This window comes from Shewanella sp. FJAT-52076 (genome assembly GCF_019457455.1).
Taxonomy (GTDB): Bacteria; Pseudomonadota; Gammaproteobacteria; order Enterobacterales; family Shewanellaceae; genus Shewanella; species Shewanella zhangzhouensis.
Window position 1 is genome coordinate 3204201 of record NZ_CP080415.1, and the last position, 13850, is coordinate 3218050.

14 protein-coding genes are annotated in these 13850 nt (G+C 56.1%); 7 read left to right on the top strand and 7 right to left on the bottom strand.

What is annotated here, in order from left to right; all coding sequences use genetic code 11:
* The first annotated feature begins 156 nt into the window (after positions 1-156).
* On the top strand, positions 157-1833 hold the full coding sequence (locus K0H79_RS14075; RefSeq protein ID WP_220076222.1) for a DEAD/DEAH box helicase: 1677 nt from the start codon (positions 157-159) through the stop codon (positions 1831-1833).
* Positions 1834-1907: 74 nt separating this feature from the next.
* On the opposite strand, the gene K0H79_RS14080 is transcribed toward K0H79_RS14075, so the two are convergent.
* Complete coding sequence (locus K0H79_RS14080) at positions 1908-2474, bottom strand: peroxiredoxin (RefSeq protein ID WP_220076223.1); 567 nt, start codon at positions 2472-2474, stop codon at positions 1908-1910.
* Positions 2475-2484: 10 nt separating this feature from the next.
* Positions 2485-3231, bottom strand: a complete 747-nt coding sequence (locus K0H79_RS14085; RefSeq protein ID WP_220076224.1) for a hypothetical protein — start codon at positions 3229-3231, stop codon at positions 2485-2487.
* 91 nt (positions 3232-3322) lie between these two features.
* Here K0H79_RS14085 and K0H79_RS14090 point away from each other — a divergent pair, with 91 nt between their 5' ends.
* The gene (locus K0H79_RS14090) at positions 3323-3889 is read left to right on the top strand and encodes a MarR family winged helix-turn-helix transcriptional regulator (protein ID WP_220076225.1); all 567 of its coding nucleotides are present in this window, start codon (positions 3323-3325) and stop codon (positions 3887-3889) included.
* A 47-nt stretch (positions 3890-3936) separates the two neighbouring features.
* Here the strand turns inward: K0H79_RS14090 and K0H79_RS14095 are convergent, their stop codons facing one another.
* The gene (locus tag K0H79_RS14095; protein WP_220076226.1) at positions 3937-4734 is read right to left on the bottom strand and encodes a MerR family transcriptional regulator; all 798 of its coding nucleotides are present in this window, start codon (positions 4732-4734) and stop codon (positions 3937-3939) included.
* A 173-nt stretch (positions 4735-4907) separates the two neighbouring features.
* Here K0H79_RS14095 and yqfB point away from each other — a divergent pair, with 173 nt between their 5' ends.
* The 4 genes from yqfB to K0H79_RS14115 all read left to right on the top strand — a co-directional run bounded on the left by yqfB (position 4908) and on the right by K0H79_RS14115 (position 7504).
* Positions 4908-5279 (top strand): N(4)-acetylcytidine aminohydrolase, encoded by a 372-nt coding sequence (yqfB, locus tag K0H79_RS14100; RefSeq protein ID WP_408733352.1) that lies wholly within the window; start codon positions 4908-4910, stop codon positions 5277-5279.
* Positions 5280-5424: 145 nt separating this feature from the next.
* Complete coding sequence (locus tag K0H79_RS14105; RefSeq protein ID WP_220076228.1) at positions 5425-6219, top strand: PhzF family phenazine biosynthesis protein; 795 nt, start codon at positions 5425-5427, stop codon at positions 6217-6219.
* A gap of 151 nt (positions 6220-6370) precedes the next feature.
* Positions 6371-6850 (top strand): CopD family protein, encoded by a 480-nt coding sequence (locus tag K0H79_RS14110; protein WP_258405395.1) that lies wholly within the window; start codon positions 6371-6373, stop codon positions 6848-6850.
* Positions 6851-6940: 90 nt separating this feature from the next.
* Positions 6941-7504 carry a peptidylprolyl isomerase gene (locus K0H79_RS14115; RefSeq protein WP_220076230.1) on the top strand — a complete coding sequence of 188 codons (564 nt, stop codon included), beginning with the start codon at positions 6941-6943 and terminating at the stop codon, positions 7502-7504.
* A 176-nt stretch (positions 7505-7680) separates the two neighbouring features.
* On the opposite strand, the gene K0H79_RS14120 is transcribed toward K0H79_RS14115, so the two are convergent.
* Both K0H79_RS14120 and K0H79_RS14125 read right to left on the bottom strand, forming a co-directional pair.
* Positions 7681-8880, bottom strand: a complete 1200-nt coding sequence (locus K0H79_RS14120) for a hypothetical protein (protein WP_220076231.1) — start codon at positions 8878-8880, stop codon at positions 7681-7683.
* 67 nt (positions 8881-8947) lie between these two features.
* Positions 8948-9787, bottom strand: coding sequence for a DUF2927 domain-containing protein (locus K0H79_RS14125; protein ID WP_220076232.1), 840 nt, complete (start codon positions 9785-9787; stop codon positions 8948-8950).
* Positions 9788-10028: 241 nt separating this feature from the next.
* Between K0H79_RS14125 and K0H79_RS14130 the strand changes: the two genes are divergently transcribed.
* Positions 10029-11189 (top strand): sterol desaturase family protein, encoded by a 1161-nt coding sequence (locus K0H79_RS14130; protein WP_220076233.1) that lies wholly within the window; start codon positions 10029-10031, stop codon positions 11187-11189.
* Between the two features lie 100 nt (positions 11190-11289).
* On the opposite strand, the gene K0H79_RS14135 is transcribed toward K0H79_RS14130, so the two are convergent.
* On the bottom strand, positions 11290-13278 hold the full coding sequence (locus K0H79_RS14135; protein ID WP_220076234.1) for a DUF4339 domain-containing protein: 1989 nt from the start codon (positions 13276-13278) through the stop codon (positions 11290-11292).
* Positions 13279-13323: 45 nt separating this feature from the next.
* Positions 13324-13755 carry a DUF4339 domain-containing protein gene (locus tag K0H79_RS14140; protein ID WP_203324681.1) on the bottom strand — a complete coding sequence of 144 codons (432 nt, stop codon included), beginning with the start codon at positions 13753-13755 and terminating at the stop codon, positions 13324-13326.
* Between the last annotated feature and the right edge of the window lie 95 nt (positions 13756-13850).

The following is a 13850-nucleotide window of genomic DNA, read 5'->3' on the forward strand; positions in this document are numbered from 1 at the left end:
TAAACGGGAATGAACGCGTAAAACCAACAAATAAACGCAGGTTTGCGGCCATTTACATGGCGGCATGCCCGGTGCTTTGGTAAGCTTGCGCCCCCTGTTACGGGTGGGACCACCAAGCCCGCCCGAACACCTTTCCTGCAAGCAAGAGAAGACTGCATGAGTTTTGCCTCACTGGGCCTGTCGGCGCCCATCCTCAAAGCCCTCGATCACAAGGGCTATAAAACCCCGTCTCCCATTCAGGCCCAGGCCATTCCTGTGGTGCTTGAAGGACGGGATTTGCTCGCCGCCGCTCAGACTGGTACCGGCAAAACCGCAGGCTTTACCCTGCCCTTGCTCGAATTGTTATCCCAAACTCAAAAGGCCGGCCCCAAGCAGGTGCGTGCCCTTATCCTGACCCCCACCCGGGAGCTCGCGGCGCAAATCGCCGACAACATCACCGCCTACAGCAAGTACCTGCCGCTGAAGAGCACTGTGGTGTTTGGTGGGGTGGGCATTGGCCCGCAGATCACCACCCTGCGCCGTGGCATCGACATCCTGGTGGCTACACCGGGCCGCCTGCTGGATTTGCACCAGCAAAACGCCGTCAGCTTCCATGGTCTGGAAATTCTGGTGCTGGACGAAGCCGACCGTATGCTGGACATGGGCTTTATCCACGACATCAAACGTATCCTGAAACTGCTGCCTGCAAAGCGACAGAATCTGCTGTTTTCGGCCACCTTCTCGCCGGAAATCCGCACCCTCGCCCATGGACTGTTGCACAATGCCGCCGAGGTATCTGTTACCCCAAGAAACAGTGCCGCCGAATCGGTAAAACAATGGATAGTCCCGGTGGACAAAAACCAAAAGCCGGCCCTGCTTGCCGAGCTGACCCGTTTTTACCGCTGGCAGCAGGTGCTGGTGTTTTGCCGTACCAAACACGGCGCCAACCGCCTGGTCCGCCAGATGGATGCTGAAGGCATCAAGGCTGCCGCTATCCACGGCAACAAGAGTCAGAACGCCCGTACCCAGGCGCTGGCCGACTTCAAGCGCGGCGCCATTCGCATGCTGATTGCCACCGACATTGCCGCCCGCGGCATCGATATCAGTGAGTTGCCCAACGTGGTCAACTTCGAACTGCCCCACGTGCCGGAAGACTACGTGCACCGTATTGGCCGTACCGGCCGCGCCGGTGCCAGCGGCGAAGCCGCATCACTGGTGTCCAATGAAGAAGCCAAACAGCTCAGAGACATTGAGCGTCTGATTAAGCAAACGCTGCCCCGCAAAGAATTTGAGGGTTTTGAGCCGGTTCATGGCCTGCCCCCGAGCGAAAATCAGGGCAAGTCCAAGCCTGGTAATAAGCAAGGCGCCAAGCCCGGCAATAAGAGCCAGGGCCGTAAACCTCAGGGCCAAAGCCGCAATGCCCAGCCAAAACAGCGCCAGGGCAGCCGAGCACAGGAAGAGCGAAATCAGCAGGACAAAGCCCCAACCCGCAGCGAACAGCCGCGCAGCGAGCAATCCCGCAGTCAACAACCACGTCGTGAAAGAAGCAGTAACGACCAGGCTCGCGCTGACAAACCACGCAGCGACAGAGCACGGGGCGACAACGCTCGTAACGACAACGGCCGCAGCGATGCCCGCAGTGACAAGGCTCGAAACGACAAGCCGCGCACCGACCGCCCAAGCTCAGACAGAGCCGCCGGCAATAAGCCCCGCACTGACCGCCCAAGCTCAGACAGAGCCGCCGGCAATAAGCCCCGCAGCGGCAATCGCCCCCAGGGACAGGGTCAGCAGCGCGCTCAGGGTCAACAGCGCGCCCACAGCAATGCCAAAGGTAGCGATCGCAATCAGGCGTAATCTTGCCTGAGACAATAAAAAACCGGCCAATGGCCGGTTTTTTTGTTTGCGGGAAGCGTCACCCAGGCGGCTTGTTATAACTGGCACTGCCTGTCGTCACATAACTCAGGACCTGAATCGGCTGACAAACCGGAGTCTGAAGCCTCACGCTTATTGACCTCACGCGTAAGCAGGGCGTCTTGCATCAGCAAGGCGCCTATCGCTTTACCGAGTTTCATATCTTCCAGCGGCCCGAGATGTTGCATCCGCACCCGCCCGTCCGCGTCCAGCAGCACCAGGGTCGGCGTGCCCTGAAATCCCCAGCGGGCCATAGTCTCGGGAATGCGCCCGGCCGGACGGTCGATGGCAATGGGAAACCTGAGCCGATACTCATGGACGAAGGCCTGCAGCGCCTCCGGCCCCATCACCCCATGGTGCTCAAATACCGAGTGCAGCCCAATAATGGCAATGTCATCTCCGAAGGTATTTGCCACCCGGGCAAGTTGCGGCAGACCATGGCTGATGCAGGCGGGGCACAGCATCTGAAAGACGTAAATCAGCAGCGGCTTGCCACGAAAATCCTCAAGGCTTAAGGGTTTTGGCGTATTCAGCCAGCCACTGGCTGCAAGCTCTGGAGCGAGTGGAAATTCGATGTGCGACATAAACGGCTCCTCAGTGATTTACCTTACCCGGCAGACTCAGGTCGCCAGAGGCCACATCGAACACATCCACCACGCAAAACAGCGGCGCATGCAGATTGGCGCTGACTCTAAGCCCCGACGTCACCCCATCAAAGCTGGCGGACGTCACAACATCGATATTGTCGAACGGCACCTTTACCTCGACTCTGTCGCCGCTCAGCAGCGGGTCAAAGCCGGGGCTGTCGATATACAGGGGTAAGCCGGGCCAGGTCTTGGGCAGCTTGGGGCGCGCTCCTTCGGGTATATCCTTCACTTTGAGCTTGCCGGGGCCGCATGCGTCATCGGCTACCAATACCACCCAGTGGCTGTGCCAAAGATCGCCATCGTTGTCGGTATTGTTATCGCCGTTTTCATCAAACAGCGGCGTATCGTCAAAGTCCGGGTGGCTCGCCACCGCCAGCGCCAGAATGCCAGCCCTGGCGTCAAAGCCCACTTCACCACTGTCGATACTGGTCGGCCATACGTAGGCAAAGGCCGAAGCGCCCGCGAGCTTGCCACCGGCCTTGGGAATAAGGCTACCGGCTTCGCCGGCAACCCCCATGTGGAAGGTAGCCACATTGCCCTTGGTGGTGATTTTGGCATGCACTATGTCAAAGGCGGATTCTATCGCCTTATCGGTTTTGGCCTGAATGCCGCCCTGATGGGCGCCGTGGCCAATGGCGGCTGCGCTGAACAGCAAACCTGACAGGGTTGCAATGGCGAGTTGTGATGGTTTCATGGTGGATCTCCTTAATTGTTTTGAGTCGAAACAATTAAAACCAAAATGATCCAGCCTTGTCAACATAGTTTCGAGGCGATACAATTATTTCATGATCTCAGAAACCATCCAGATCCAGCAGTTGCTGGAACGCATTGCGGCGCTGCTGCGCGGCGAAAGGCGAAACAAATTAGTCGAGTTGGGGCTGCTTCCGGTGCAGTTCGATGCCCTGTGCTATCTGGGAGAATGCAACCGCTACTCGGACACCCTGATGGCCCTGTGTGAGTACCTGGGCCAGACCAAGGGAACCGTATCGCAAACCCTGAAGGTGTTGGAGAAAAAGGGGCTGATTGAGCGCCGGGCCGATGCCAAAGACAAGCGGGTGGTGCACCTCAAACCCTCAGGCGCCGGATTGGCACTGCTCAGCGAGCTGACCCAGTCTCCCCTGCTTTGCGCCTTGCACGCAGAGCATGTAGTCGACACCCGGATGCAAGGCGCCCTCACTGAGCTGTTAAAGCAGCTGCAACAGGCCAATGGTGGCCGCGCCTTTGGCGTGTGCCGCCAGTGCCGCTACAACCAAAGCCCTGCCCAAGGGCATTTCCAATGCGGTCTGACCGGTGATGCTCTGTCTGAGGCGGATACCCGGCTTATCTGCCGTGAGTATGAAGGTAATGATTAGCAAATAAAAACCGGCATTACGCCGGTTTTTACTGGAACAGTACAAGCTCAATCGTTTGCCGCGTAGGCCAGCAGACCATCGTGCATCAGCGCTGCTGTGCCTTCACCGAAGCGGTCGTAAAACTGCCTGAACCTATCATCGGCAAGGTACATGGCCGCGAGCATGGGAAGCCTGGCCCTGGGGCACTCGCCATTGGCACTGAGCCAGCGATGCTGACGCTGCATAAGCGTCTGCACCTTCACAGATTCAGGCGACTCCCCCAATAAGCCGGCAAGCGCCATGGCAATGGCCTCACCTTCCGCGTCCAGCACCGCCTTTTGCGATGGCGTCAGTCCATCCCTGCCGCTGCCGCCTTTGGCAACCGCTTCCTCACCCCACTTTGCTACTGCTTCTTTGCGCAGGGCTTCTTCGCTGCGCGCCTTGTCACTGAAGTCGCTGAAAAGCGCCGTTGCAGCATGTTTGTCTGTCATCCAAGACTCCTGTGGCCCGTTCTCGAGCCTGTCGATGGCCAATGCCAGCATGCCCCGCAGTTTTTCAAAGTGGGCGATGCGGCCGCCAAGCTGTTGATATTGGTCTTTAAGGCAAGCGAGCATCTGTTGATCTGTGCCCTGCTGAGGGCTATTCCCAGTGCTGTGCATCAGCGCTTTGATATCGGCGAGTTTGAGCCCCAGCTCCCGATACATCAGGATTTGCTGAAGCCGGATAAGCTCCCTGTCGCCGTAAATCCGGTAGCCACTGGCGCTGCGACCACTGGGGCACAATAGCCCTGTATCATCATAGTGATGCAGGGTTCGCACACTCACCCCGGCCAATTTTGCCAGCTCACTGACACTGTACTGAGCCACTCTCTCTCCTTAAAAACCTTTCGTAAACACGTGTCTGCATCGACACAACAGCGAGTCTTGTGCCTCACGTAACGTGAGACGCAAGGGGAGTTTTACCATTTCAGGCGAATTTATTTGAGCCCCTTTCGAAAGCGCGCAGAAAAAGCACCGCTCTCGGGCGTTACAGCGTTAAAATGGCGTCATCCCGGGACAAAGCGCCCTTTATCAGAGCCTCGGAGCCTAACGTGCATCCAACTAAAATTACCTTTTACGAATGGTTCGAACCCATCATCCTCTCCGGCGACAAGACCATCACCATCCGTGACGAGGCCGAGTCACACTATGTGCCGGGCACCCGGGTTGCCGTCCATACCTATGAAACAGACCGCTGGTTTTGCGATATTGAGATATGCGCCGTCACGCCCATTCAATTCGATGCCCTGAACCAGGAGCACGCCCGCCAGGAGCATCTGTCACTTGAGGATTTGAAACGTATTATCCGCGACATCTACCCCGACCTGGACTCACTCTACGTGATTGAGTACCGACTGCTTTCCCGGGACTGAACCGGATAATCCTTAAGGCTGACTTTCCGCGCTTCCATGCCATTAGGCAGGGACTTGAGGTTGACTCGGGGCAAACAAGCTGAAATAACAATACCTTGCATAAAAATCATTGAATTCTTTTCTGGTTTTGCCTCAAGGAAGTCCCATGGAAATACCCCTGTATCAGGTCGATGCCTTTGCAAGTCAGGTGTTCGAAGGCAATCCGGCCGCCGTTTGTCCTCTGCCCCATTGGCCGGACGATACGCTGCTTGCCAGGATTGCCAATGAAAACAACCTGTCGGAAACCGCTTTTGTCGTGCCGGTAAACGGCGGCTATCACCTGCGATGGTTCACGCCCGCAGAGGAAGTGGAGCTGTGCGGCCACGCCACCCTGGCTGCAGCCCATGTGCTATTCAACCATCTGGGGCATGAAGGTAATGACATTGCCTTCCAGACGCTCAGTGGCGTACTCACGGTGACACGCAGTAACGGCATGTACACCCTCGATTTTCCGGCCACTGTGCCAAACCCCACAGAGGTGCCTGCCGCCCTGATAGCGGGCCTCGGCACGGGCGCTGAAGCGGTACTCGCCGGATTTGATTATGTCGCAGTGCTCAAGGATGAAGCGAGCGTAAAAGCCTTAACGCCTGACTTTACGCCCTGGCACAGCCTGCCCCTGAGAGGCGTGCTGGTCACGGCGCCCGGGGATGAGGTGGACTTTGTCAGTCGCTGCTTTTTCCCGAGGCTCAAGGTGGATGAAGACCCGGTCACGGGCTCGGCCCACTGTGAACTGACGCCATACTGGGCCAAACGCCTCAATAAAACCCGGCTGACAGCCCGGCAGCTGTCGTCCCGTCCCGGCAGTCTGGTGTGTGAACTCGTCGGCGACAGGGTCAGGATCTCCGGTCAGGCCGTGGACTACCTCAAAGGCACTATCCAGCTGCCTGAGGTTAACGGATAACACGCCTACCGATACACCGGCGAACAGGCGTTGGCCCCGGTTCGCTTACTTTTTCCAGGAATTAACCTGGATCAAGGCGCGTTGATTCACCTCCCTTAAGCTTGCCAAAATCGCCCTTCACATCGACAGGGCGTCTTTGGGAGCCTTGACCTTGTACGCCACGATTCTACTGCTGCATCTGCTGGGGGCCATTCTCTGGACAGGTGGCCATTTGGTTTTAACCTTAAGCATCCTGCCCGCCGCCCTGAAACACAAAGACCCTCAGCCGTTGCTGGATTTTGAATCGCGCTTTGAAAAACTGGCCATGACAGCTCTTGCGGTGCAAGTGACCACGGGGATGATGCTGGCGCGCCACTATTTGCCCAACCCTGCTCTCTGGTTTGCTGAGGCTCAGCCATTTTCGGTCATCATCAAGGCCAAGTTGATGCTGTTGCTGCTGACACTCCTCACGGCCCTGAGCGCCAGATTCAGGGTGCTGCCACAGCTTGGGGCCGCCACTTCATCCAATGCCGGTTCGCCCGTCAAAACACGCCTGCTCTATACCATGGCAGCCCATATTCTGCTGGTTACCCTGCTGTCAGTGGCATTTGTCATCGTTGGTGTGGGCGTGCGTACCGGCTGGTTCTATTGATGATGCTGCTTGGTCTATAGTCAGTAGTCACTTGAATTTTAAGCCAATGACTGTAGTTTAGGTTGCACTGCCACTTCACCGGACTGTGCCATGCCCCAAGCTTACAATCGCCGTTTTTCCAGATTTTTATTGCCATTGGTAGCACTCTGCCTCGCCATGATTGGCACAATTGCCAAGGCAGAGAACTTCGTCACCATAGAAACTACCCTGGGTGACATGACGTTTGAGTTTTTCCCCAATGAAGCACCCAAGACTGTTGCCAACTTTACACGCCTGGCGCAAAGCGGCTGGTACGAAGGCCGGTCTTTCTACCGGGTCGTTAAGGGACATGTCATTCAGGCAGGCAGCCTGGATGAAAACAACGAGCCCATGGTAGAAGCCGAGTTCAACCAGCATCCCCATATTAAAGGCACGCTGGGGCTTGCCCGGGACGAAGACCCCAACTCAGGCTCAACTGAGTTCTACATCTGCCATGAGCCAAGGCCACACCTGAATGGCCGCTATACCGTGTTTGGTCAGCTGGTTGCGGGCGAAGCGGTACTCGATGCCATCGCCAATTTGGAGGTGATTGAAAAATATTATGATGAAGACAAGAAAATCGCCTTCCACGAGCCCAAAACGCCAGTGTTAATCAAGGCCATTCGCCTGCATTAACCCAGATAAGTTCGCTCGGAATATAAGGCATGGCACCAAACCATCCCATTGGACAGCGTTAGGCAAAGTCTCGTCGAAGAGGTCTGAGGCAAAACAGGCATTTGCAGAAGCGGATAAAAAAGCTGCCCTGAGGCAGCTTTTTTAGTGGTTTGAACCCGGTGTCTGAGGGGTTGATATCATTGGCCAAAGGCCGGTGAAATACAGCGTTTCACACTGTAGCTGTACCCCAAAGGAATACTGTCGTCCTTCTGGATCTCGAGGATTTCATAGTCGTTCAACTCCACCACCTTGCTGCCTTCAGCATGTTGGCAACGGGAGCGACTATCTGATTCATATACATAAATAAAATACGCCAGCATCGACTGCTGCAAGCTGTGATAGCGTTCGGCCCTGTCCTTCATCTCGCGTACCGGCATCGACGCCAGATTGGTCGTTTCGCCGTCACGGCTGATACGTACACCAAAGCTGCCGTCAGAACCTTCAGCCGCTTCAGTTACCGACTCATTATTCAAAGCCGCTTCGGTCAATACCGCTTTATTTCCAGCGCCTTCATTGATGGTGTCTATTAGCGCCTCCGCCGCAGCACTCGCCTTTGAATCATCAGCTGGTATGGGCAATATCCCGGTATCTATCACCTGTTTTTGCACTTTTTCGTCGGCCTCGAAAAATCCTTCGTATAAACCCGAGGTAAAGGCGCTGGAGTCTGAACCTACCCCGGTAAACGCCCCCAGCATCAAGAGTTGGATTAGCAGCGCAATACTCCAAAACCAGCGCACCAGGGCCGTAGTGAACACAAAACGGTAATGGGGTGGATGCCAGAGAGCATGAATACCAAAGGGCTTTAGCAGCAACAGCAGCAATAGATAAAAGGGCATGGCCACTTGGGCCAGCAATAACATCAGCAGCGAGGTAATAAAAAACCAGCCCGGCAAACTGAGCAAAATCGCGAAGTTATGACTGTAAGGCAGGCTGGATGCCGCCACCCCGGTCACCTCATTGACCATGCCCGCAGCGTTACCCAGGGCAAAGTTGGCCACAACCGCATAAAACAGCAAAATCAGCGCCTTACCCGGCAGACTGTGCCACAGGTGTAAAAAGCGTGGCCAGAACTCACTCACAAGGCCGGTCAGCACCAATAAACACATCAGGCCAAGGAACCAGGGCCCAAAATCCAGCATCAGCACGGTTTCAACCAGCAGCAACAAGGTGGCCGTCACATAGCTGCGCTGGGCAAAGTTAAGGCTGTGCCAGAATTGTTTCAGGCCGGAGAGCATGCGGGTGAATGGCTGGGTGAAGGGACGATTAAAGAGCCCCGAGATTTTCATCTTTACCTGAGAAGTAAGTGCCGGTAATTCCATAAGTGATAAGCGTCGCACTGCGAGTAATCCATTGTGCCCACAAGATACTGGAAACAAATTTGTTACACCAGCATGTGGTGGCTTATCAGCGCCCCAAAAGCCGATAGAGTTCGCCCCGGCGCACCTCGCTCTCGGCGCTCGCCAGGGTGCCATCGGCCAGCCATATGGCCAACTGCTCGGCAATGATGGGCGCGGTTTGGGTGCGGCTCATGCCCGCCGTAAGGGCATTGTGATACAGCAAGCGAATAAGCACCCAATCCAGAGGTGTAAGCAAGTCTGCTGCGGCTTTATCGTTGAATATCGAGGGGAACACGGCGTCGCTGTCGTTCGGCAACCCCAACAACTGAGTCAGCTCTTCCACCACGCAGGATACCAACTTGCCGTGCATTCTCGCCTGATCCACAGGAATAAACACCTGTGCCTTGCGAATGACGCCGCCAGGCGCCTCAAAATGAGCCAGACACACGGCCCCATGCAAATTGGCGGCGGCCTTGGCCCCGAGGCGACGCTTTACTTCGCCGCCCCAATCCCGCTGGCGGGTAAAAAGAATATGAAGATTGGCCTCTTTGGCACCAACTTCCCGGATAGTAAGCCCGGTGACTTCACCCAGCTGCTTCAGGTGCATCAGTACCAATTGCCGCTGCACCGGCTCCTGCACCTGCTCTTCGATGGTAAAACGGATCTCGCCGACCCACTTGGACAGCGGGAAGCTGCCGGCTTCGTATTCACGGCCATGAACAACGGCGGCAAAGGCGCGCGCCACGTAGTCCGGATTGAGATGATTACCGGCTCCGGGTTCAAAATCTGTGGCAAGCGGCTTGGCCGATGCAGTGGCAATAATCAGCAGACAGCTCAGTACCAAGGCTGTTATTGCCAATCCGGCCAACGCCACGGCGCTTGGCTGCAAAAAGGCGGGTTGCCACATTCGGCAGTTCCATCCAGTCCTCACACTACATCCTTTTGTACTATTCCTTTTGGCATATGTTGAAAGCTTAGCATGTCCCATCAGGGCAGCGATCCCCTTCCACACCCCGAGCTATGGCATCAGGGTGACGCCACACTAACGGCTGTGACATAATCGCCGCAACTAAATTAAGCGGGCAGTGGTGCCTGCAGCCGAACACTCCGGTTCCCACCACGCGGCCCCGACACAAGGATATTCAGCCATGGATGAGCAGTATCAATATCAGCAAAGGGACGTACCGGCTCGTCCCCATAAAGCCTTCCGACTCGGGGAAGGAAAAATCAGCGGCTATGCCAGTGTATTTTTAGGGGCGCTCTCCCTTCTGGCCGTGCTTGCCTATCTTTATCCTTCCTACCTCACCACCACAGAACTCAGGGCGGTTTACGATGCCAAAGAACTTCAGCAAGTGCTGAAATATGGCATGTATTTTTCACTCTTTTTTGGACTGCTGACCTTTGTGCTGGGTGGCTATCGGCGCTTGGGAATAACTGGTATCGGCCTGACAAGCCTCGCATTTTTTCTGGGCGGCTGGCAAATCCCCGTAGGCCCTGTGGCGCCCAAAGCACTTTCACTCGGTGTCGATTGGCTTATCCTGGCATTTTTGGGGTCTGTGTTTGTTTTTATGACCCTGGAAAAACTGTTGCCAAGGTATAAAGATCAGGTGATTTTGCGCCCGGGCTGGGGGCTGGACCTCTGGTATTTCGTATTCAACCATTTGGCCATTTCAGCCATCTTGCTTTACGCCAATTACCATGTGAGCCACTTCCACTGGGCGGTAAGCGACGAGGTCCAGGCCTGGGTGCAGGCGCTCCCCCTGTGGGTGCAGGTGGTGGCCATTATCCTCGCAGCCGATTTTGTACTTTATTGGGAACACCGGCTGTTTCACGAAGTGGGCTTTTTGTGGCCCATCCATGCAGTACATCACTCGGTGGAAGATTTAGACTGGCTCGCGGGCTCCCGGGGTCATTTTATTCAGATGTTCTCTGAGCGTGCCATGGTGATGGTCCCCCTGTACCTGCTGGGACCGGACAAGGCCGCGCTGGACATCTATGTGGCCTTTGCGGCGCTGCAGGCCGTGCTTATCCATTGCAACACCCGACTGCATTTTGGCCCCATCAAGTACCTGTTGGTGACGCCCTGGTTCCACCACTGGCATCACAGCTCGGAAAAACCGGCCATTGATACCAACTACGGTGCCCACACCCCCATTTACGATTGGCTTTTTGGCACCCTGCATGTGCCTTCAAAGCACTGGCCCGCACACTATGGCACCACCAAGCCCCTGCCCCGCAGCTTTATGGGACAGCTCTGGTATCCCTTTGCCTGTTGGTTGGCCAGGCGCAAACCGCAGGGCGCTGATTAAGCCACGGGTGTTGGGCCTTAGCCTTAGGTTTCTTCTTGGGCACAAACAAAACGCCCGGCAGATTTGCCGGGCGTTTTATTCAGATGACCTCAAACATCAATCAACCACGTCTGCGACTTCTGCGGCGCATGCGGCCTTCAATATCGCCTTTCTGCGGCCTGGGCTGATCGGATGGCCCGTCGCTCAGCGCATCGGCGGACATTGCCGGGTCTGCAAGAACCTCATCGTCCCCATCGTCATCCCCGTCGACTTCTGCCTCCTTGTGCTCGTCCTTCTTATCGCCCTTGAACACGGACTTGAAGATACTGGTCACCGACGGCAGTTTAACTTTAGGCTCGTTTTTTTCAGCCTTTATGGAGGGCTCAGCCTCAGGCGCCTTACCGTCAGGCAACTTTACTGACACAGTGGCGCTGTCCTTAGCCCCAGGCTCAGTGGCAGACGTCTTCACAGCCATGCCGTCATGGTCGAAGTCTTCGGGGGAGAAACCGAATAAGCCGTCTTTCCCCTGAGGTCGACTGGGCACAGGATCTGGCAAAGTGCTCGGCATCAGGGACGCGAAAAAATCGTCTGGGTTGGCCTTTACGGCAACCGGATCCAACGACTGAGAACCAGCCTTTAATGCCCCAGTGGGGACAGACACATCACCGGCGGCTGGCGCCTCAGCAAACCCGTTATCGGTTGTGCCCTTGGCCGCTTCGGCAGCATCGAGGGAAGCGATAAAATCGTTTACCGAAATCATTTTGGGCCGCTTTACAGCAACAGGATCCCTGGGAACCGATGCAGGATCTTTTGCCGGGGTGGCAGCCTGGGGCGCTGTCATCCCGGACGCGCCTGTTTCAGGCTTAAAAGCCAGCGGCGTGACCGCCTCCGGCTCAGTCCTCCCATCGGCGTCCTCACTCACAATAGCCTCATCAGGCTCGTCACTCTCATCAGGCTCGGTAAGGGAAGCTTCGTTGGCGGTTTCCTTTACCACTGGCAGCGGCTCCAGTGCATTGGACAACTCCTGCTCCCAGGCCAGCGACAGTGCCAAATCAGCGCTGAGCCCCTCATCATCTTCCGGTAAAAGCAGCTCGTGTTCGGCTTCTGCTTCCACCTCGCCTGAGGCCACCGAGGCATCCTCAATGAGTTCGAGGCGGGTTACTGCTGACGGCTCATGCGATGGAGTCGCCGGGAGCACTGATTCAGCCTGCTCCAGCGCGATGGACTCAAACTCCAGAGGCGCGATTTCAATACGGGCCTTGGGTGTATCCACGAGCAGCTCGCTATCAACTTCAATCTTGTCGCTGTCGACTTCAAGCTGGTCGCAGTCGACTTCAACTTGGCCACTTTGGGCTTCAAGCTGGTCGCTGTCGATTTCAGGCAGTTCAGGTTCGGCACCAATCACTGGCACGGGCTCAGGCTCAGGCTCAGGCTCAGGCTCAAGCTCAGGCTTATGCTTTAGCTCAGACACGGAGTCAGATGCAGGGACTAAGGTGGGAGTGGAAACGGCAGCGGCTTCGATTTGAGGCGTAACAGCCAAACCGGCAGCCGCCCTGGCCACCAGCGGCTCACTCACAGTGCTTGCCACCGCAGCCTGACTTTCATCCGCTTTTGCCTTTCGCTCACGCAGACACAGGTCAAACCCGTCACTCACTTCGGTAAGTTCAATTTTGGCCATCGCCAGCGCGTAGCTGAGGTCGTCCAGTTGCTTGCGATACCGGCCTGCGTCTTCCTCAATACCCGCAATGCCCCGTTTGACCTCATCACTGAGCTTATGGGTCAGCCGCTTGTAGGTGGTAATTTCCTGCTCCAGCTCACCGAGCAACCTCTGGGTGACATTCACACTGGTTTCAAGGGTGGCAACCTGCTCTGTCAGTTGCTGACGTCGGCGACTGAATGCCGACGAGAGAGTTTGGGGCACTGTGGTCGCTACCGGTGCCGGAGCGGGGATTTGGCCAGTGAACTCAGGAATGTGACTCACAGGGAGCCACTGGGTGTAAGAAGGGTGCCAACCATAACTGTCGGGTTTATCCTGCAAAAACGCGATGGCCTCGGCATGGGTCAATGGCGCGCTCTGGGCACCATTATGTGAAAGAATCCATTTCTTCATAGTGATCATTCTTGTTCATCGCCAGGGCGACTGTGTGGAATGGGATTAGCCTTGTCTTACGGCAAAACCGGCCAGCTTTTTCTGCAACGCCTCATACTGCTCATTGATAGTGCGCAGGGTCTGATTGACCTCTTGATTCAGGCTCTGAGTGACCGTTTTGCTGCCCTTGATATCGGCTCCGAGTGCCGACAGGCTTTGCTGCAGTGACGTCAGGCTGGCGGCGATGGGTTCGAGCGACTGCTTTAGCCCTTGCTCCTTGGCGAATACCCGCTCAATCAAGGCCTGTGGCACGGCTTTGGGTGGCGGCGGGGGCGTTAGCTTAAGCTCAAACTCGTCGATGTGGCTTACCGGTACCCACTGGGCAAACGATGGCTCCCAGGCATAACTGTCTGGATGGGCTGCGATAAACAGATTGGCTTCAGTCAACCCAAAGGGGCCGCTGATCTCGCCCTGATGGGACAAATACCATTCCTTCATAGATCACCTCTTACCTTTTTGTATTGGTACTACTTTGGTTTTTTCATTGTTCAGGCGTGATGTTCTAACCGTTACAAGGGGCTATCTGTTCTCAG